General features: G+C 70.0%; 19 protein-coding genes and 4 pseudogenes. 3 read left to right on the forward strand and 20 right to left on the reverse strand.

Annotated features, from left to right (window positions below; genetic code table 11):
* Position 1: 1 nt before the first annotated feature.
* The 6 genes from ACFY1E_RS39665 to ACFY1E_RS39690 all read right to left on the reverse strand — a co-directional run bounded on the left by ACFY1E_RS39665 (position 2) and on the right by ACFY1E_RS39690 (position 5,511).
* Positions 2 to 868, reverse strand: a complete 867-nt coding sequence (locus ACFY1E_RS39665) for an alpha/beta fold hydrolase (RefSeq protein ID WP_389085302.1) — start codon at positions 866 to 868, stop codon at positions 2 to 4.
* 24 nt (positions 869 to 892) lie between these two features.
* Entirely contained in the window at positions 893 to 1,456 is a 564-nt protein-coding gene (locus tag ACFY1E_RS39670; protein ID WP_389085304.1) for a 3-phenylpropionate/cinnamic acid dioxygenase subunit beta, read from the reverse strand.
* Between the two features lie 95 nt (positions 1,457 to 1,551).
* A complete protein-coding gene (locus tag ACFY1E_RS39675; RefSeq protein WP_389085307.1) occupies positions 1,552 to 2,772 on the reverse strand; it encodes an NAD(P)/FAD-dependent oxidoreductase in 1,221 nt (406 codons plus the stop codon).
* Complete coding sequence (locus ACFY1E_RS39680; protein ID WP_123979902.1) at positions 2,769 to 3,116, reverse strand: bifunctional 3-phenylpropionate/cinnamic acid dioxygenase ferredoxin subunit; 348 nt, start codon at positions 3,114 to 3,116, stop codon at positions 2,769 to 2,771. The genes ACFY1E_RS39675 and ACFY1E_RS39680 overlap by 4 nt, the downstream gene beginning before the upstream one ends.
* A complete protein-coding gene (locus ACFY1E_RS39685; protein ID WP_389085309.1) occupies positions 3,113 to 4,486 on the reverse strand; it encodes an aromatic ring-hydroxylating dioxygenase subunit alpha in 1,374 nt (457 codons plus the stop codon). The genes ACFY1E_RS39680 and ACFY1E_RS39685 overlap by 4 nt, the downstream gene beginning before the upstream one ends.
* A complete protein-coding gene (locus ACFY1E_RS39690; RefSeq protein ID WP_389085312.1) occupies positions 4,483 to 5,511 on the reverse strand; it encodes a 2-keto-4-pentenoate hydratase in 1,029 nt (342 codons plus the stop codon). The genes ACFY1E_RS39685 and ACFY1E_RS39690 overlap by 4 nt, the downstream gene beginning before the upstream one ends.
* A gap of 187 nt (positions 5,512 to 5,698) precedes the next feature.
* On the opposite strand from ACFY1E_RS39690, the gene ACFY1E_RS39695 reads away from it, so the two are divergent.
* The 3 genes and pseudogenes from ACFY1E_RS39695 to ACFY1E_RS39705 all read left to right on the forward strand — a co-directional run.
* Positions 5,699 to 6,544: an IclR family transcriptional regulator gene (locus tag ACFY1E_RS39695; protein WP_389085314.1), complete on the forward strand. Its 846-nt coding sequence runs from the start codon at positions 5,699 to 5,701 to the stop codon at positions 6,542 to 6,544.
* Between the two features lie 377 nt (positions 6,545 to 6,921).
* Positions 6,922 to 6,972: pseudogene (locus tag ACFY1E_RS39700) on the forward strand (hypothetical protein); the annotation flags it as partial.
* Positions 6,973 to 7,169: 197 nt separating this feature from the next.
* Positions 7,170 to 7,448, forward strand: a pseudogene (locus tag ACFY1E_RS39705) (IclR family transcriptional regulator C-terminal domain-containing protein); the annotation flags it as partial.
* Positions 7,449 to 7,626: 178 nt separating this feature from the next.
* Here ACFY1E_RS39705 and ACFY1E_RS39710 read toward each other — a convergent pair.
* From ACFY1E_RS39710 to ACFY1E_RS39775, 14 genes and pseudogenes are all read right to left on the reverse strand, one after another.
* On the reverse strand, positions 7,627 to 8,220 hold the full coding sequence (locus ACFY1E_RS39710; protein WP_389085316.1) for a helix-turn-helix domain-containing protein: 594 nt from the start codon (positions 8,218 to 8,220) through the stop codon (positions 7,627 to 7,629).
* A 27-nt stretch (positions 8,221 to 8,247) separates the two neighbouring features.
* On the reverse strand, positions 8,248 to 9,060 hold the full coding sequence (locus ACFY1E_RS39715) for an alpha/beta fold hydrolase (protein WP_389085319.1): 813 nt from the start codon (positions 9,058 to 9,060) through the stop codon (positions 8,248 to 8,250).
* 20 nt (positions 9,061 to 9,080) lie between these two features.
* Positions 9,081 to 9,407, reverse strand: a pseudogene (locus ACFY1E_RS39720) (3-oxoadipyl-CoA thiolase); the annotation flags it as partial.
* Positions 9,407 to 9,805 (reverse strand): annotated as a pseudogene (locus tag ACFY1E_RS39725) (CoA transferase subunit A); the annotation flags it as partial. The pseudogenes ACFY1E_RS39725 and ACFY1E_RS39720, both read right to left, overlap by 1 nt.
* On the reverse strand, positions 9,805 to 10,101 hold the full coding sequence (catC, locus tag ACFY1E_RS39730) for a muconolactone Delta-isomerase (RefSeq protein WP_389085321.1): 297 nt from the start codon (positions 10,099 to 10,101) through the stop codon (positions 9,805 to 9,807). The pseudogene ACFY1E_RS39725 and the gene catC, both read right to left, overlap by 1 nt.
* A gap of 18 nt (positions 10,102 to 10,119) precedes the next feature.
* Entirely contained in the window at positions 10,120 to 10,989 is an 870-nt protein-coding gene (catA, locus tag ACFY1E_RS39735; RefSeq protein ID WP_389085324.1) for a catechol 1,2-dioxygenase, read from the reverse strand.
* A gap of 30 nt (positions 10,990 to 11,019) precedes the next feature.
* Positions 11,020 to 12,123: a mandelate racemase/muconate lactonizing enzyme family protein gene (locus ACFY1E_RS39740; protein WP_389085326.1), complete on the reverse strand. Its 1,104-nt coding sequence runs from the start codon at positions 12,121 to 12,123 to the stop codon at positions 11,020 to 11,022.
* A gap of 13 nt (positions 12,124 to 12,136) precedes the next feature.
* Positions 12,137 to 13,189, reverse strand: a complete 1,053-nt coding sequence (locus ACFY1E_RS39745; protein ID WP_389085328.1) for an NADH:ubiquinone reductase (Na(+)-transporting) subunit F — start codon at positions 13,187 to 13,189, stop codon at positions 12,137 to 12,139.
* 86 nt (positions 13,190 to 13,275) lie between these two features.
* Positions 13,276 to 13,596 carry a phenol hydroxylase subunit P4 gene (locus ACFY1E_RS39750; RefSeq protein WP_389085330.1) on the reverse strand — a complete coding sequence of 107 codons (321 nt, stop codon included), beginning with the start codon at positions 13,594 to 13,596 and terminating at the stop codon, positions 13,276 to 13,278.
* Position 13,597: 1 nt separating this feature from the next.
* Positions 13,598 to 15,142: a phenol 2-monooxygenase gene (locus ACFY1E_RS39755; RefSeq protein ID WP_389085333.1), complete on the reverse strand. Its 1,545-nt coding sequence runs from the start codon at positions 15,140 to 15,142 to the stop codon at positions 13,598 to 13,600.
* Position 15,143: 1 nt separating this feature from the next.
* Positions 15,144 to 15,431 carry an MmoB/DmpM family protein gene (locus ACFY1E_RS39760; RefSeq protein WP_389085335.1) on the reverse strand — a complete coding sequence of 96 codons (288 nt, stop codon included), beginning with the start codon at positions 15,429 to 15,431 and terminating at the stop codon, positions 15,144 to 15,146.
* Positions 15,428 to 16,444 (reverse strand): hypothetical protein, encoded by a 1,017-nt coding sequence (locus tag ACFY1E_RS39765; protein ID WP_389085338.1) that lies wholly within the window; start codon positions 16,442 to 16,444, stop codon positions 15,428 to 15,430. The genes ACFY1E_RS39760 and ACFY1E_RS39765 overlap by 4 nt, the downstream gene beginning before the upstream one ends.
* A 51-nt stretch (positions 16,445 to 16,495) precedes the next feature.
* Entirely contained in the window at positions 16,496 to 16,894 is a 399-nt protein-coding gene (locus ACFY1E_RS39770; protein ID WP_389085340.1) for a hypothetical protein, read from the reverse strand.
* Positions 16,895 to 17,073: 179 nt separating this feature from the next.
* Positions 17,074 to 17,979, reverse strand: coding sequence for a LysR family transcriptional regulator (locus ACFY1E_RS39775; protein WP_389085343.1), 906 nt, complete (start codon positions 17,977 to 17,979; stop codon positions 17,074 to 17,076).
* Between the last annotated feature and the right edge of the window lie 18 nt (positions 17,980 to 17,997).

Consider the following 17,997-nt stretch of genomic DNA (forward strand, 5'->3'; position numbering starts at 1 on the left):
TTCAGTGCTCCCCGAGGAAGTCGGTGACCAGGCGCTCGAACTCGGCCTGCCGCTCCAGCTGGACCCAGTGGCCGCAGCCGCCGAAGACGTGCAGCTGGACGTCGCGGATCTGCTTGAGCATGAGCTGGGCGCCGTCGAGAGTGATGGTGCGGTCGTCGCGGCCCCACAGCAGGAGGGTGGGCGCCTTGATCTTGTGAACGCGCTGCCACAGCGGGTCCATGCCGTGCCGCTTGGCGAAAGCGGCGTTGTAGGCGTGGTAGAAGGCGATGTGGGACTCGTCGAGGGACGCCTCGTAGCGGGCCTGCGCGGTGTCGGTCCAGCGCCCCGGCTCGGCGGTCATCACGCCGATGAAGTCCCGCATCTTCTTCAGGGTGGGGCCCTCGCCGTTGTAGTAGCGGAACATGGCCTTCTGGCCCTCGGTCGGGGTCGGTCCGAAGGGCAGCCAGCCTCCTCCCGGCGCCATCAGAACCAACTTCTCGACCCGGTCGGGTACTTCGAGTGCGGTGGCGATGGCGGCGGCCCCACCGAGGCTGTTGCCGAGCAGGTGGAAGCGGTCGATGCCGAGGGCGTCCAGGGTCTGCAGCAGGGCGTCGACGGTGATCTCGGTGATGCTGCGGGCGTCGAGGTCGGCCTCGGTGGGGCGGTAACTGCCGCCGAAGCCGGGCTGGTCGGGCAGGATCACGCGGAAGTGCTCGGTGAGCGCGGGGAGGTTCTGGCGGTAGTTGGCCACCGCGCTCGCGCCGGGGCCGCCGCCGTGCAGCATCACCAACACCGGGCCCTCGCCGGCCTCGCTGACCGCGATGCGGCCGAGCGTGGTCTGCGCGGTGTGCTCGACGAGCTTCACCTCTGTGGTCTGTTCAGTGGTCACGAGCGGGCTCCGGTTCACAAGGGCTTACAGGAAGGTGCTGATGTTCTTGGCGAGCAGGACGTTCTGGTCGATCAGGATGGTGCGGCGCGCGATCAGCAGCCGTCCGTCGTCCGGGTCGCGGCGCAGCTGGTCGGTACGGCCGCCGGCGTAGAGGTCGACCTCACGTTCCAGGCGGTTGCGGTAGCAGAGGAACGACGACTCGGCGACGTACTCGCCGGGCTCGTCGGCCGGCCAGACCAGGATGTTGGTGATCAGATGCCGGGTCCGCGACGGCGGGTCCTCGGCCCAGGCCATGCCCGAGTCGAACCGGCGGATGCGCCAGGCCAGGCTCGCCTTGGTCTCGTCGAAGATCGCGACCTCGCCCGGGGCGCCGTCGGCCAGGGCCTGCTGGCGCCGCAGGCGGTTGGTGCGTACCGGCGCCCAATAGTGCAGGTCGTCGGTGAACAGTTCCAGCCAGTCGGCGTAGCGGTGCTGGTCGAGCAGCTGTGCCTCGAGGGCGTACAAGCGCTGTACCTCGAAGTGGAGCCGCATGTCCTCGTCGACGGCGGGTGCGGTCGTCCGGGGGGTCTCCGGGGGGTGGATGCTCATCGGGGGTCCTCCTGCGGGCCGCGCCGGATGGTGCCATTCCAGCGCGGAGGGGGCGGTTCGGGGAGCGCGTGTGCCACAAGGCGGCACGTGGCGGTTCAGCGCTTGAGCAGCGTGCGCAGATCCGCACTCTCGTCGGACAGGACGGCCGCGTCGACAGCGACACCGCGATCGACGATCCGCCGGGCGGCCTTGATGTCGCGTGGTCGGTCGATGGCGGCCGCGGCCACCAGCCGGTCGCCCAGCAGCCCGAAGACGGTGAAGGCGCCGTCGTCGGGAGCCCCGCGCAGCACGGTGCGCTCGGCGTCCGCCATGGTGCCGACCGCCTCCAGCCGGGAGCCGTGCCGGTCGGACCAGAACCAAGAAGCGCCGAAGGGCGGCAGGGGGCGGCCGAGGATGGCGTGGGCGGCGGCCTCGCCGTCGCGCTGGGCGGCCTCCCAGTGCTCATGACGGACCTTGTGCCCCTCGGGGCGGGCGACGTCGCCGACGGCGAGGACATTGGGGTGGGAGGTGCGCTGACCGGGGTGGACGACCACACCGTTGTCGACGTTCAGCCCCGCGTCCTCGGCCAGTTCCGTGGCCGGACGCATGCCGATGCCGACCACCACGGTGTCGGCGAGCACGGGCGCCCCGTAGCCGGTGAGGTGCAGCAGGACTCCAAGGTTGCCTGGACGGCGCTCGATGCATTCGACGCCGGCGGTCAGGACGCCGATGCCTTCGGCGGAGTGCCTCCGATGCAGTGCGTTCGCGATGTCGTCCCCGACCGCTGCGGACAGTGGCACCGGTAGCGGGTCGATGAGGGTGACGCGGCAGCCCAGGGCGTGGGCGACGGCCGCGGTCTCCGCACCGATGAGCCCCGCCCCGACCACGACCACCCGGGCGCCCGGCAGCAGCCGCTCCCGCAGCCGTTCGGCGTCCTCCCAGGTGCGCAGCAGGTGTACGGCCGGGTCGTCGCCGCCCGGGACCGGCAGGGGGCGCGCGGTGCCGCCGGTGGCCAGCACGATCCGGTCGGCTGCGGCAAGCTCGCCGTCGGCCAGCTCCAGTCCGCCCTCGTGCGGGCGGATCGCCCGGACCGGGGCGCCGTCGCGGAGTTCGATGCCCTGCTCGTCGTACCACTGGTCGGGCCGCAGCAGGATGTTCTCGCGGCGGGACTTGCCGAGCAGGACGTCCTTGCTGAGTGGCGGGCGGTCGTAGGGCAGCCCGCGCTCGGCGGAGTACAGCACGAGCTCGCCGTCGTAGCCCTGGGCGCGCAGCGCGTCACAGGTCGAGACGGCGGCCAGGCCCGCGCCGACGACGGCGATACGCCGTGGCGCGCTCATGCGTCGGCCTCCTCGCCGGGGTGCAGCCAGACCTCACCCTCGCGTACCTCAACCCGGTGGGTGCGCTGGGCGAGGGTGGCGGGCATGCACTGCGGTTCGCCGGACTTTAGGCAGAAGCGGGCGCTGTGCAGCGGGCACTCGACCTCGCCGTTCTCGATCCAGCCGTCGGCGAGCGATGCCTGGCCGTGGGTGCAGGTGTCGTCGAGGGCGTAGTAGGCGCCGGCCTCGTGGAAGACGGCGATGGCGTCGGTGTGGCCCGTGGTCTCGGCGGGCACCTTCAGCGCCTCGCCCTCCTCGATGTCGCCGACGGCGGCGACACGGATGCCGGTGCCGGTGGTGCTCATGGGGTGTCCTCGGGGTTCTTCTCGGTGTTCTTCTCGTGCCAGGCGGGCGTGTTCATCAAGTCGCGCCAGCGGGCGTAGAAGCCGCGGGCGGCGCCGTCGCTGTAGAGGCGGCCGGTGGTGCCGGGGTGGACGCCGTCCTCGGACTGAAGCCCCAGTCCCATCTGGTAGTTGAGCGTCATGGAGCCGGCCACGAAGCCGTGCGCGGTGGCCTGGCACTCGCTCCAGTTCTCGCCGTCGTCCTGCTCGAAGATGCCGCTCGGCCCGAACGTGCGCAGGTTGTAGATGCGTTGGGCGTTCTTGACCTCGTCCGGCATCGACTTGTCGACGATGGTCCAGGCCCAGACCTCCATCTTGTCCGGGCCCTTGGGGTGCCACACGCGGATGGAGCCGTTGACCGGCAGGTAGGAGAAGTTCGGGAAGACGGTGCCGTGCCCGGTGGTCATCGGTCCCTCGACCCGGGCGTCACCGAGCCGTTCGCGCAGCGCCTCGTAGTCGGTCCACTCGTGTACGACACGGTCGTCGAAACGGCTCTTGGGGTGGGTCGGAAAGCCGTGCCCGTGCCCCAGCGAGTCGGTGTACTGCCGGCCCGGCGTCTGCACGATGTCCGTCTTGGGTCCCTTGCCGGTGGGTGACATGACCATCAGCGCGGAGGCGTGCGAGATGTTGACGTGGTACCAGTCGGAGGCGAACTGCTCGGCGGCGAGCTTCCAGTTGCCCTCCAGCACCCACTTGTGCACCCCGCCGACGGCCTCGGTGCCCTCCGGGTCGTGGTCGAGCATCGCGTCCAGGTACCAGGCCAGTCCGCCGAGCGCATCCCCCAGGGGCGGGGCCTCGGGGTTCCAGGTCGCGAAGACGAGTCCCTTGTACGTGTCGAGTTGCGCGACCTCGATCAGTCCCCACTGGTCCTGCTCGAAGTGGGCGGGGTAGTCCCCTCCGTTGGGGACGTTGATCAGCTTCCCGGAGGTGTCGTAGGACCAGCCGTGGTAGCTGCACGTGAACGCCTTCGTCGCCCCCGCGTCGGCGCGGCATACCCGCATGCCGCGGTGGCGGCAGGCGTTGAGGAAGGCACGCAGTTTCCGGTCCTTGCCCATGGTGACGATGACCGGGTCCTCGCCCATGTAGGCGGTGAAGAAGTCACCGGGCTTCGTGAACTGGCTCTCGTGCGCGAGGAACAGCCAGCTGGGCGCGAAAACGCGACGCAGCTCCTGCCGGTAGACGGCCTGGTCGCTGAAGATCGTGCGGTCGACCAGACCGCGGTCGAGGTCGAAGTAAGGGCTGACGTCGACGGCCGGCTCGGGTACGCGAGCCAGGCGGTCCTCCCCCACCCTTCGGGCGGGAGGTGCCCCCAGCCGGGCGGGCGTGGTTGTCATCGCTGGGCCTCCTCGGGCCGGATCGGGCGCGTGCTGCGCCGCCCTCGTGGGCTGGTGGTTCGGCATGCGTTCAGGTGCACACCCGAAGGGTCGGAGCGCTCCGGTTCACGCGGTGGCATGGCGGCTCCCCCGCTTCCTTGCTGGTGGTTCATCGGACGGTGACGGTCAGTTCGGGCAGGCGGCCGGTGCCGGACCGCACGGCGAGCCGAGAGCCCGGTGTCAGTGGGACGCTGGCGTGCACAGACCCGGTAAGCAGCAGCTCGCCCGGGTGGAGAGGGCTGCCGTGCGTGTGGAGCGTCCGGGCCAGCCAGGCCACGGCCCGAAGCGGATCGCCGAGGACTTCGGCCCCCAGGCCGAGCGCGACGCGCTCCCCGTCGGCGTACAGCCCGACGCACTCGTCCCGGAGCCCGGTTGAGCAGGTCGTCCGTGGCGTCGACGGGACGGCCGACGGCGACGCGCGCCGAGGAGGCGTGGTAGGCGATGGTGTCGGCCTGGGAGACGCGCCAGTCGGCGATGCGGCTGCCGATGATCTCCACGGCCAGCGCCACCTGGGAGACGGCCGCCCGGACCTCCGCGTCCGTCACGCGGGGTCCGGACAGCCGCCGGCCGAGGACCAGACCGACCTCTGCCTCGGCTCGCGGGGTGATGAGCTCCCGCGTGTCGATGATGCCGCCGTCCGGGATCACCATCGACTGGGACAGGGTCCCGAAGCTCGCTTCGGGCAGGCCGAGTTGCTCGCGCATCGGCAAGGACGTGAGGCCCACCTTGCGTCCGACCAGGTGCTCGCCCGCCGCGAGACGGATCCGTACGTTGGCCTCCTGCACGGCGTAGGCGCCGGCCAGGTCCAGGTCCTCGTACTCCTCAGTGAGTGGTGCGACGGGAATCCTCCCCCAGCCTTCGGCCCGGAGGTGCCCCCAGGCCTCGGCACGCCGCAGCACCGCCGCCAGCTCCTCGACGAGCTGTGCGTCGGGGGAAGCCGGGGCGGCGAGGACGGCGGTCGGCGCCACGGTGGCGTGTCGCTGCATGGCCACAGCAGACGCTGCTCCGGGCCGCTGTGCCCAGCCACCGTGCCGAGATACGGCACGGGGTGACGATCGGATCCGTCACACAGAGGCGAGCGGGGTCCCCGGTGTTTTACAACGATGAAATGACCGATTAAGCTGGACGTGCGTCCATTTTAATGGCCATCCTGGATCCCCATCGGAGCCCGCCATGCCACTCCCCTCCCCGCCTTCCGCGCAGCCCTCAGCCACGGCGACCGGCGAGCCCGACCAGCAGACCGCGGTCGACAAGGCGCTCTTCCTCCTGAAGTCCCTCGCCGAACTGGACGGGGAAATCGGCGTGAGCGAGCTGGCCCGGCGGACACGGCTGACCAAGTCGACCACCTTCCGACTGCTAGGCATCCTCCAACGCAACGACCTCGTGGAACGTGTTGGCAGCAACTACCGGCTGGGATCCCAGCTCTTCGACATCGGCGTACGGGTCTACGGCCCCAATCCCCCGCTCTTGCAGGAGTGCCTGATGCCGCATCTGGCGGACCTGTACGAGATGACCCACGAGACCGTGCACCTGGCCGTGCTGCACGACACCGACATCGTGTACGTCAACAAGATCCAGGGCCACCGAGCGACCCGCTCCCCCTCCCGGATCGGCGCCCGCCTGCCCGCCTACTGCACCGGCGTCGGCAAGGCCCTCCTCGCCTTCGACCACGACACCATCGAGGCCGCGATCGCCGACGGACTCGCGGCACGCACTGAGTACACCTGCACCGATCCCGACCGTTTCCGGTCCGAGCTGCGCCGCATCCGCCGGGACGGCGTCGCCTACGACCGCCAGGAAGCCGTTCCCGGCCTCACCTGCGTCGCCGTACCGATCATGGGTTCGGCCGGGCGACCCGTGGCCGCCTTCTCCGTCGCGAGCGCCGACCGCCGTTTCGAGCCCGCCCGGTTCGCGCCGGCTCTGCGACGCGTGGCCTACGAAGCGGCACGCGCGGTCAACGCGGCCACAGCAAGCCGGCAGGCGGCCCCCTCAAGGCTCGACAATCTGTCTGCGGCTTGACCCTCGCACGAGAGCCAACAGGCCACCCACCTGGACGGCGACCCCGGTGTGCGCGGCACCGAGGTCGCCTCACGGACGGGCCGGGTCCAGCGGAGTGGCCTGATCCCGTCCAAGTTCACCGCTGTCCTTGCCAGGCGTGGTCAGCGGTGATGTCGCCCCCGACGTCCACCGGCGGCTGGCGCCAGCATTGCGGGTCGGCGCCTACCGCGGCGAGAACACGTGCCGAAAGGCGGCACAGCGCATCCGGATCAGCGCCGGACGCCGCCGTGCGTCCGCGCCACGCTGACACCGCCGCACACGCACCACACGGCGCGCCGACCGACGGCCAGCAGACCGCAGTCGACAAGGCGTTGGTTCTTCTGAAGTCCCTCGCCTCGATGGACGGCGAGATCGGCGTCAGCGAACTGGCCCGCCGCTCGCAGCTGACCAAGTCGACCGCCTTCCGTCTGCTGGGCATCCTCCAGCGCAACGATCTCGTCGAGCGGGTCGGCAGCAACTACCGACTGGGCAGCGAGCTCTTCAGCATGGGCGAGCGAGTGTACGGTGCGACCCAGTACTGCTCCGCGAGCAGCTGCTGCTCCACGGCCACCGGGCCGCCCGCTCCCCCTCCAAGATCGGCCTCCGGCTGCCCGCGTACTGCACCGGCGTCGGCAAGGCCCTGCTGGCCTTCGACCACGACGCGGCCGAGGCTGCCGTGTCGGCCGACCTCCCGGCCCGCACCGAGTACACCCTCGCCGACCCGCGACGGTTCCGGGAGGAGCTGCGGCGCATCCGCCAGGACGGCATCGCGTACGACCGGCAGGAAGCCGCCCCCGGTCTGACCTGCGTCGCAGTGCCGATCATGGGTCCCTCTGGACGTCCGGTGGCGGCGCTCTCGGTTGCTGGCGCCCACCACCGCTTCGAGCCGTCCCGATACGCCCCGGCCCTGCGCCGCGTGGCCTTAGAGGCGGCACGCGCCCTCACCGCAGCAAAGGGACGCGGGGAACGGTGGCCAGCCAGGCGTGCGCCCAAGAGCACCACGGTATATGCCCGGACGCTCACGTCGGTTGTGCCGAGATGCGGCACAGCAGGTGCGGCGAAGCTCAGCGTCTTTCGTTCCCGTGGGTCCGCGCCAGGTTCGTACCGCCGGTGCCAGGCTGGACGCGCGGCACGCTCACCACGATGTGCACCAGGCTCTCGTCCGCCAGTGACTCGTACACGTGGCGCCGGTCGCCCGGATAGCGCGCGAAATCCCCCTCGTCAAGCTCCAGCGGGCTGTCGACAGGCCCCACTCGTACCTTGCCGCTGATGACGTAGAGGTGCTCCAGCGTGCCCACCGGGTGCGGTTCGGACGGCATGTCCGCACCGTTGCTGTGCCGGCCGATGCGCACCACGTAGTTCTCGATGACACCTGAGCCGTAGATGTGGTCGAGCGACCGCGACTCGTACCTTCCGTGCTGCTCCCAGACAACCTCGTCGCCCCGCTGCACGGTGATGACCTGTTCCTGCTCGGCGACCAGCCGGGTCACCGGCACGCCGAGGGCCGTGGCGATGGAGAACAGGGTGTCGACCGTGGGGTTGCCCGTGCCCTGCTCCAGATTCGACAGTGTCTGCTTGGCCAGCCCCGCCCGGCGGGCCAACTCGGCCAGGGACAGGCCGCGCTGGTCCCTGAGAAGGCGCACATTGCGCGCGACCACGGCGTTTCCTTGTGACACACAGCCACTCTACGAGCTCCGGTCGGCGTCCTCCGCACCGCCCGCCATTCGGAGATGGGCCAGCAACGCCGCCCCGACGGCCTGTGGCTCTTCCACGGCGAGATGACCTGTATCCACCGTGCCCAACTTCGCCCCGGAAATCCCCTCGGCGAGTTCCCTGGCATGTGGCAGGGGTGTGGCGGTGTCCTGGGAGCCACCAAGCACGAGCGTAGGGGCGGTGATCCTTCTCAGGTCGCGCCGAACGTCGTAGGCGGCGAGGGCGTCGCAGCAGGCGGCGTAGCCGATCGGGTCGGCGGTAGCGAGGTCCTGCAGGAACGTCTTCCCGAGGGAGGTCGCGGCTGTGCCGGGATCTGCGAACCAGCGGCCGGGCATGGCCTCGAGCAGGGCGCCGGTTCCCTCGCGTCGTACGAGAGCGGCGCGCTCCTGCCAGAACTGCGGCGGGCCGAAGTACGCCGAGGAACAGACCAGCGCCAGCGAGGCGATGTGGTCCGGCTGATGCAGTGCGAGGTGCACCCCCACACCGCCGCCGAGCGAGATGCCGGCGTAGTGGAACCGGTCCCGGCCGTGGTGGGCGACGAGGTCCAGGACCATGTGGGCAAGGTCGCCGACTGTCGTACGGCCGGGCTTGTGATCCCGGACGAGATCGCTCGGCGAGCCGCCGTGCCCTGGAAGGTCGTAGCACACCACGCGGTGGCTCGCGGCAAGCACCGCCACATGGGGGTCCCATACGGTCGTCGACGTGCCGAGCGAGGGTCCCAGGACGAGCAGCGGCGCGTCGATGGGACCGAGCACCCGGTGATGCAGCAGAGGGCGGCGTTTCACTGCGGCTCCTGTGGAGGTTCTCAGCGTTCGAGGAGGAGGGCGAGGCCCTGGCCCACGCCAATGCAGAGGGTCGCGATGCCGGTGCCCCTGCCCCGGCGGGCGAGCTGGTGGGCGACGGTGCCGGCGAGGCGGGCGCCAGAGGCGCCGAGAGGGTGGCCGAGGGCGATGGCGCCGCCCTGCGGGTTGAGGACCGCCGGGTCGAACTCGGGCCATTCGGCGAGGCAGCCGAGGACCTGGGCGGCGTAGGCTTCGTTGAGTTCCAGGACGTCGAGGTCGGCGAGGGCCTTGCCGGCCTTGGTCAGGGCGCGGTTGACAGCCTCGACTGGGGCAAGTCCGAAGTAGTGCGGGGCAGCCCGCCCTCGGCGACCGGCGTGCCCACCCCGGCCGGGGTGTAGAAGGCGGGGACCCCGGCGCCCCCGGCACGCAGCCGCTCTGCCGGCGTGCCCTGGGGGATCAGTTCCACCTCCAGCTCCCCGGCCAGGTACTGGCGGGCGAACTCCTTGTTGGCGCCGATGCAGGAGCCGGTCACCCGGGCGATCCGGCCCGCGGCCAGCAGGACCGCGAGACCGGATTCCAGGGCGCCGCAGTTGTTCGACACCGCGCTCAGCCCGCTCACCCCGCGCTCGTACAACGCCTGGATGAGCACATTCGGCACACCGCTGAGCCCGAACCCGCCCACCGCCAGCGAGGCACCCTCCGGTATGTCGGCCACCGCCTCGTGGGCGGTGGCCACCGTCTTGTCCATCAGGCCGCTTCCTCGCCGGCCGCGAGGTCGGACGGGTGCCGGGCCAGAGGCGTGACCTCGACGCTCATGTAGGGGAAGAGCGGCAGGTTCCAGAGGATCCGGTGCAGCGCCTCGTTGTCGGCGACGTCGAAGATGCTGATGTTGGCGTACTGGCCGACGCACCGCCAGATGTGCACCCACTCACCGGACTTCTGCAGCTCCTGGCAGTAGGCCTTCTCCTGGGCCACCAGGTCCGCGCGGACCTCGGGGTCGAGGTCCCGCGGAATCTCCACGCCCATGCGCACCGCGAACAGCATCGCGTTTCCTCCGGTCCTTCACTGCTCTGGCGCGAGCTCGAGGTCGTAGTGGACCTCGTGCCCGTTGCCGTCCGCCGCCGGGGCGGGGTCGAGTACCAGCTCGGGCTTGACGGCGGAGGCGATGTCGTCGGTGACGTGCTCGCCGCCGCGGAAGTACAGCTGGGTGGTGAGCGTCTGGTGGCCGGGTGCGCTGACCTTGAGGTGGAGGTGGGCGGGGCGCCACGCGTGCCAGCCGGCGGCGGCGATCAGCTGGCCGCAGGAGCCGTCCGTCGGAATCTGGTAGGGGGCCGGCTCGACGGTGCGGATGCGGAAGGTGCCCTTCTCGTCGGCGGTGACCTTGCCGCGCAGGTTCCACTCCGGGAGGTTCGGCGCGAACTGCGCGTACAGGCCGTCGGCGTCGGCCTGCCAGATGTCGACCAGGGCGCCGGGCAGCGGGGTGCCGTCGGCGCTGCGCACCTGGCCCTGGAAGACGAGGGGGGTACCGCTCTCGCCCTCACGCATGGGCAGGGTGGCGTCCGCGGACAGGGCTGGGGCGCCCGGCACGTAGTACGGCCCTTCGATGGTGCCCTTGCTGCCGGGGCGGACCTCGTTGTTGACCTCCTCGACCACGTGCTCCACCCACACGTCGAGGAAGAGCGGCCACTCGCCGTCGAGGCCGACCTGGATCAGCCAGGCCTTGAGGGCGTCGTACTCGGCGTAGGTGACCTTGTGACGGCGGATCACGTCGTGTACCGCGGCCAGGACCTCCGAGGCGAGCGTGCTGACCCGCTCCTTGCTGCTGGCGGCCTCGCTGCGCTCCTTGGCCTGGAAACGCTCGGTCGCCGAGGCTCCCGAGGCAGCGGCGGTGGCCTTCTGCTCCGTGCTCTGCTGTGTGGTGACGTCGGTCATGTCCGGCTCTCCTTCGAGCGGGTGGAAGGGTCAGGTGTCCTGGCGGTAGTGCTTCAGCTTGTGGTCGTCGATCTCGATGCCGAGGCCGGCGGCCGGGCGTACGCGGAGCGTGCCGTTCTCGATGCGCAGTGGCTCGGCGAGCAGGTCGTCGGTCATGTCGAGGAAGTTGGACAGTTCCGCGGGGCGCCGCGCGGTGGTCTGGAAGGCGGCTCCGAACGCGGCGCTGCACAGGGAGCCGATCTGGCCGTCGATCTGGTTGCCCATCACCACGTCGACGCCCAGGCCCTCGCACTGGTGGACGATGCGCTGGGACTGGGTGAAGCCCGTGCGTGCCGTCTTCACGCTCACCCCGTGCGCCGCCCCGGCGAGGAGTTCGCGGGTGACCTCGGCGGGCCGGGTGGCGCTCTCGTCGGCGTACAGCGGGATGCTGCTGTGCTCGGCGAGCCAGCGCCGGGCGAGGACGTCGTCGGCCGGGCACAGCTCCTCGGCGAAGGTGAGACCCACGTCCTCCAGCTCGCGCAGGGCGCGGGCCGATTCGGCCGCGGTCCAGCCCCGGTTGCCGTCGATGTAAAGCTCCACGTCCTGGCCGAGGGCTTCCCGCAGGGCGCGGGTGGCCTCGACGTCGTCCCGGTAGGGGCGGCGCCCGACCTTCACCTTGAAGGCGGTGATGCCGTACTCGGCACGCAGTTTCTCGGCCTCGGCCACCATCTCGGCTGCCGGGGCGAAGCCGACCATGTGGGCGACCCGCATCCGGTCGGTGAACCCGCCGAGGAGCTCGGTCACCGACACGCCCAGCGACTGGCCTATGACGTCCCACAGGGCCATGTCGAGGGCGGCTTTGGCGGTGGGGTTGCCGACCGTCCTGGCCAGCCGGGCCCAGATCGCCTCGCGGCGCAGCGCGGACTCGCCCAGGATCTGCGGGGCGAAGACGGTGTCGATCACGGCGATGATCGACGCCTGGGTCTCGCCGTAGGTGAAGGGGCGGGGTGGCGCCTCCGCCGTGCCGGTGATCCCGTCCTCGGTGTGGACGCGGACGAGTACGTGCTCGGCCGTGCCCACCTCTCCGCTCGCGAAGCGCAGCGCCTTGCGGTAGGGGATGGCGAACGGGATCGTCTCGATCCTGGTGATCTTCACGTCTGTCTGGTCCTTATCGGCGGATGAGCGGACTGCGCACGACGTGCGTGCCGGCAGCGCGGTCGGCCGTGTCGAAGAAGTCCTCCCGGTAGATGTCACGTGGGAAGAGGCGCGCCTTCATCAGGGCCTTCATCGTGTCGGCGACCATTGCCGGACTGCCGCAGACGTAGGCCACGTGGCCGGAGGCGCGGGGGTAGTCCTCGGCCAGCAGGGCGGGGACACGCCCACTGCGGCCCCGCCAGCTGTCACGGGAGAGCGCGGGACGGTAGGTGAACCAGTCGTGCTCCGCCTGAAGTGTCTCGAACCACTCCGCGTCGTAGAGGTCGTCCTGGGTGGCGACGCCGTGGTAGAGCACGACCTCGCGCTCGATGCCGGTCTCGACCAGGTGCCGGAGCATCGACACCATCGGGGCGAGACCAGTGCCGCCGGCCAGCAACAAGACGGGTTCCTCGCGCAACGGCCGGAAGGAGAACTGGCCGTAGGGGCCGGACAGTGTCACCCGCTCCCCCGCCGCCAGGCTCTTGAAGATCCAGCCGTCGGTGCACAACCCGTCCTCGGAACGCTTGATGTGCAGTTCGATACGACCGCCGTCGGCGGGGCTGCTGGCGATGGAGTACGGCCGCTGCTCGCCGCCGGGCACGTCCAGCAGGACGTACTGTCCCGGGTTGAATGCCAGCGGCTCGTCCAGCGTGATGACGACCCGCCGCACGTCCGGGGCGATGTCCTCGACGACGGCCACCTGACCCGCCCGGTCCCGCACCGGATGGATGTCCACGCCCTCCTCGACGTCCACCTCGCCCTCGACGACGAGGTCGCTTCGGGGGCAGGCCACGCACAGCAGTGCGCAACCCTCCTCCCGCTCGCTCTCCAGCAGCGCGTACGGAGAGGCGTCACCGAGGTCGGCGTCGCCCTCGAGGATCTGTGCCTTGCAGGTTCCGCAGGTGCCGTGCGTGCACGCGTGCGGCAGCCAGATGCCCTCACGCAGAGCGGCATCCAGCACCGTCTGGTCCTCACGGCACTCGATCTCCGCGCCGAGCGGCTCGATGCGGACGGTGTGAGTGGTCACTGCGGTTCTCCCTTGCCGGACCCGCGGGTGCGGGAGGGGCTACGGGCCAGCCGGCGCCCGCACCCGCGGGTGATTGCGGTGGCCGCTCAGGCCGCGAAGCTGAGCAGCGCCTTGTGTCCGATGCCGAGATCCGCGAGCGACTTGTCCTGCCCGCCGGAGAGCGGTTCGTCGAACAGCCGCCACTCGGTGACCGAGTCCGGGTCGAAGTCGGGATCGGACGCGGCCCAGCCGTGCACCGTCGAGGTGACGAACGCCGCGAACGTCATGGTCTTCGGCACCCGGAAGCAGGCGGCCGAGCAGAACAGCGGGTTGCCCCGCCAGTGCACGTAGACCAGCTGGTCGTCGCCGAACACCTCGGCTCGGTCGGCCGACGGGAACTCGTAGTCGTACAGCGCCTTGACCGTCATCTCACACCGCCTTGCCGTCGCCGTCGCTGTGCCATGCGGCCCAGGCGAGCTGGTCGGGGGAACCCGTGTACTCGCCGTTGTCACCCTCCTGGATGCCGTACCAAGCGAGCACTTCGGGAATGGTGGGGCCGCCACAGTTGCCCTGGTAGATCTGGTGGACGGGGAGCCAGGCCTGGACGTACTTCTCCGGCTCCCGTTCGAAGATCCACTGGCAGCCGTCGCTGCAGGTGTGGAAGGTCTCGTCGCGGAAGGTGCTGCGCCGGAAGGAGATCTGGGCCGGATTTCCGGGCTCGGTGAAGGCCATCGGTACCTGGCAGACCTGGCACAGCTGCGGCAGTCCCTGGAAGAACACCCGGCCGCCGTCGGCCTCGATCTTGCGGTGCTTCTCCCACACCGGCCGGTAGGACTGGTTGAAGGAGTCCGGGTACTGCTCCGCCAGCCACGCCATGTGGGCCTCGTCGGGCGTCTTGGTGGTGAAGGCGGCGGCGAACGAGAAGTTGTGCAGGATCTTGTAGACCTGGTGCGAGAGGTGGTCCTTCTCGGCGATCGCAGCGCTCACGTGCCGGGGCGGCTGGATGCCGTAGTACTCCAGGTCGGGGAAGAGCCCGCCGAGCATCTGCTCCTCGAAGTACAGCTCGAATGCCTCGCGCCAGCTCATCACCGGCTTGGGAAGCATGTAGTCCATCATTGCCGCGACCAGCGCGGACATCCGGTACGCCCGCCAGAACCACTTGTCGATCCAGTCCTGGATGATCGGCACGTTGCCCTCGTCCTGCTCCAGCAGGAACTTGATGGCCTCCAGGCCCAGGGTCATGTGCCGGCTTTCGTCGGACTGGGCGGAGAAGCCGAACGACATGGTGGGCATGTCGCCGTTGAAGCTGGCGCCGCTCATGAACGGCACGAACAGGAGGTTCGTCAGCAGGTACTCGAAGCTGAACGAGATGGAGATGAGGAACTCGAACGGCCCGGCGGTCATCGCGTCGTCGAAGAGGGACTTGGTCACCGACAGGTACCAGACCCGGTCGTGCATCTTCGACCAGCTGTGGAAGCCGCCGTAGTACTTGTTGTAGTTGCTGATGGTGTGGATCTGCGTCTGGCAGTGGCGCAGTTCGTCCACGCTCTGGCACAGCGCCGCGAACCGGGGGGCCGGGCCCTCCAGGTGGCGGGCCAGGTAGGCGAAGTGCCGGTGTGCCGCATACTCCAGGGGCGTGACGCCCTGGATGAACAGCTTGATGGCGTTCAGGTAGCTGGCGTCCGACAGCGACAGGTGCCCCTGGCTCTGCGCGAAGCCGTCCAGCACGGCGTACAGCCGCTTGTCCTTCTCGGCCTGGTACTTGTAGTAGGCGTCCACCGTCAGCCGGAAGGGATCCTGCCAGCCGTCCCAGTCGTGGATCTTGATGCCCTCGTAGCGGGTGTGCGGAAAGAGCTGCTCACGGTCGACGTAGCCCGGCTCCCAGTCCAGGTCGCGGGTAAGCAGCGCATAGCGCTCCTTGAGCGGCAGCTTGCGGGCCGGCTTCGAGGCGGCCTTCTTCGTGGGCACGCTCATGTCAGTGCTCCCAACTCACGACGATCTGGTCGTCGTCCCACTCGGAGAAGTTGCCGGTGTAGGAGACGATGGCCAGCTGGAACTCGCCGGTCTCCCACTCCCGCCCGAGGCGGCTCTCGACGCTTTCGCGGTTGATGACGATCCGGCCCGCCGCCTGCAGCTTGACGAGGCCGGGAAGGTGACGGAGGGTCAGTTCGGGGTTGTCGTCCTTGATCGCCTCGATCAAGGCCCGATTCTCCTCGGACTCCTGGAGGTCGATGCCGACCTGGCGCAGTGTTCCGGTGCTCATGCGGCGCCTCCGGTGGTCTTGGTCCATGCGGTGGCGTGGGCGCCGGCGAGGTCGCCGAGCACAGTGGTGCTGGCCGCCTGCGGGAGCGTCCGGTCGATCGATTCGGTGAGGGCCGCGACCGCGTCGTGTGCCCGGTCGGACCAGGTGGCGGCGATCCGGGTCAGTGCTGCGCGGTTGTCCTCGCCGCGTTCCGGGTCGTTCGCCCAGCAGGTGAGCAGCGCGTCCAGCCACCGGCGCTGGTCGGCGAACCACGTGGCCAGGTGCTGTGCGACCAGGCTGTACGCGCCGGCCCCGCCGAGCAGCGCGGTCTCGTCGAGGTGCTGGTACAGCAGCGGGTAGATGAGTGAGTCGACGAGGTCGACGGCCAGCAGGCCCTCCGCCCAGTCCTCGACGACCATGATCTCCTCGGTCAGGCGGCGCAGTGGCTGGAGGTGCTCGCCCTCAAGCCATTGCCGCTTGGCCTCCTTGAGCGCCTCGGCGGTGCCGCCGGCGGCGGCGATCCCGGCCCGGGAGAGCATCTGCGCGTTGCCGATCCGGTCGAACGCTGCGAAGGTGCAGCACTGCTCCAGGGATGTGCCGTAGGCGAAGCGGGCGCCGGAGACGCTCACCAGCTGGGCCCCGGACTCGTAGTGCCTGAGCGGGACGACCACCGAGGTCAAGACCGTGTGCCACCCCTCGGGCAGCTTCGCGAGCAGGTCGCGCGCCTCCAGGTAGCCCAGCGTCTTGCCGAACTCGTCGTGCAGCGCGGCCCGTTGGGTCACGTACGGCGTGTAGTAGTACTGGCGCGGATCGGTGTAGCTGTACGGATCCGTCAGCCGCAGGGCGGAGAACCGCTCGTCATACAGCTCGCGGTCCTGCGCCCAGGTGGGCCGGTAGTGGAAGTTCTCCCTCGGCTCGACGTCGAGTGTCGCTTCGAGATAGCGGCTCGCCGGCTGGTCGCCGAGGCGGTCGATCACGTTCTGGTAGGTCTGGCGCCTCGGTTCGAGGACCCGGTAGCGCAGTTCGTATTGCACGAGCTTCTCCTGACGGGCTTCATCGGCATCAGGGACGGTTGCCGCGTTGTATCAGCGGCGTACGGAGGCGGCGATCAGGCCGAGCAGGAGTGCCTGAAGCTCGTCCTCGCTGGTGAGGCGGCGCGGTCCGTCGTCCGGGAGACCGGCGGCGGTGAGCCGGGCGACGGCGGTACGGCCGGAGACGGCGGTCTCCACCCGGGCTTCGGCTTCGCCGCAGCCGATGGTGAAGGACAGGCTCCCGGGACCGGTCTCGTCCGCCAGGGTGAAGGCGGTGCCGTGGTCCCGGAGGACCGCGTTCGCCTCAGAGACCAGCTGCTCGGCGAGGGACCGGACGACGACCTGCGTGTCGGTGACGACCGCCACCGGGCCGGCCTGGCTCGGTTCGGTCTCCGGCACGGGCGGTGGCGCCCCGTCGAGCAGGGACATCACGGAAATCATGAACGGCGTCATCGCGCGCTCCTTGGTCCGAGCTGACGTCCGCCGGGCCGCTCGGGCGGTGCGCCACTGCCGCGGCCTGCGGTTGCTCCGAGTGTTACAGAGCCGCAATGACGTGTGAAATATCGATTACTAATGGATTGATATCTGGCGCGTCACACTCGACCGCTCCGCGGTGGGCGGGGCCGCGGCCGTCAGCGCGTGGCAGGTCGGCCACCGCCCAGCAGCCATCGCAGGCGAGGCATCACCTGGGCGAGCAGCGCGGAGTCCTCGCCGGCTCGGGTGGCGACGGCCAACTCGACCTCCTCGGTCGTGCCCGCGAGGGGCCGGTACGTGACCCCGGTGATGTGCAGGTGCTGCACCGAGGCGGGCACCAGCGCGACGCCGAGTCCGGCGGCCACGAAGGCAACGAGCGTCGAGGTCTCGGTCACCTCCTGCAGTGCCGAAGGCCGGAAGCCCGCCCGCTGGCAAGCATCGAAAACGGCGTCGTATACCACCGATCGGTTGTGGGAGGGGTAACAGATGAATGGCTCGGTCTGCAGTTCGACCAGCGGCACGCTCTTCCGGTCGGCGAGTTCGTGCCCCTCCGGCAGCACGGCAATAAGCGGCTCCCGACGAAAAACCAGGACGTTCAGCCCGGGGTCGCGCACCGGGGGGCGCAGGAAGCCGATGTCCAGGGACCGGTCGTGCAGGGCTTCCACCTGGCGCGGCGTGAGCATCTCCCCCTTGAGCTCCAGCTCGATCCCCGGGAACTCCTCGCGCAGCGCGCGAGCCACCGTCGGCAGCAGCTCGTACGTCGCCGAACCGGTGAAACCGATGGCCAGCTTGCCGACCAGGCCCGCGGCGACGCGTCCCGCCTCGTCCGCAGCGGCGTCCACCGCGGCGAGGATGCCGCGCGCCCGCTCCAGGAACCGGGCACCGGCGGGTGTGAGCTCGACCCGGCGGGTCGACCGGGTCAGCAGTTGAACCCCGAGTTCGGTCTCCAACTGTTTGATCTGCTGCGACAGCGGAGGCTGCGCGATGCGCAGACGCTCCGCGGCGCGCCCGAAGTGGCACTCCTCGGCAACTGCGACGAAGTACCGGATGTGCCGTAGTTCCATGCTGGCGAGCATAGGTGG

It is taken from the genome of Streptomyces sp. NPDC001604, from assembly GCF_042893475.1.
In the GTDB taxonomy this organism is placed as follows: domain Bacteria; phylum Actinomycetota; class Actinomycetes; order Streptomycetales; family Streptomycetaceae; genus Streptomyces.

Bases quoted from the DNA above. Each gene is read 5' to 3' on its own strand.
- ACFY1E_RS39670 (WP_389085304.1), bottom strand. From the start codon at position 1,456: ATGAGCATCCACCCCCCGGAGACCCCCCGGACGACCGCACCCGCCGTC.
- ACFY1E_RS39675 (WP_389085307.1), bottom strand. From the start codon at position 2,772: ATGAGCGCGCCACGGCGTATCGCCGTCGTCGGCGCGGGCCTGGCCGCC.
- ACFY1E_RS39680 (WP_123979902.1), bottom strand. From the start codon at position 3,116: ATGAGCACCACCGGCACCGGCATCCGTGTCGCCGCCGTCGGCGACATC.
- ACFY1E_RS39685 (WP_389085309.1), bottom strand. From the start codon at position 4,486: ATGACAACCACGCCCGCCCGGCTGGGGGCACCTCCCGCCCGAAGGGTG.
- ACFY1E_RS39690 (WP_389085312.1), bottom strand. From the start codon at position 5,511: ATGCAGCGACACGCCACCGTGGCGCCGACCGCCGTCCTCGCCGCCCCG.
- ACFY1E_RS39695 (WP_389085314.1), top strand. From the start codon at position 5,699: ATGCCACTCCCCTCCCCGCCTTCCGCGCAGCCCTCAGCCACGGCGACC.
- catC (WP_389085321.1), bottom strand. From the start codon at position 10,101: ATGCTGTTCGCGGTGCGCATGGGCGTGGAGATTCCGCGGGACCTCGAC.
- catA (WP_389085324.1), bottom strand. From the start codon at position 10,989: ATGACCGACGTCACCACACAGCAGAGCACGGAGCAGAAGGCCACCGCC.
- ACFY1E_RS39750 (WP_389085330.1), bottom strand. From the start codon at position 13,596: ATGACGGTCAAGGCGCTGTACGACTACGAGTTCCCGTCGGCCGACCGA.
- ACFY1E_RS39755 (WP_389085333.1), bottom strand. From the start codon at position 15,142: ATGAGCGTGCCCACGAAGAAGGCCGCCTCGAAGCCGGCCCGCAAGCTG.
- ACFY1E_RS39760 (WP_389085335.1), bottom strand. From the start codon at position 15,431: ATGAGCACCGGAACACTGCGCCAGGTCGGCATCGACCTCCAGGAGTCC.
- ACFY1E_RS39770 (WP_389085340.1), bottom strand. From the start codon at position 16,894: ATGACGCCGTTCATGATTTCCGTGATGTCCCTGCTCGACGGGGCGCCA.
- ACFY1E_RS39775 (WP_389085343.1), bottom strand. From the start codon at position 17,979: ATGGAACTACGGCACATCCGGTACTTCGTCGCAGTTGCCGAGGAGTGC.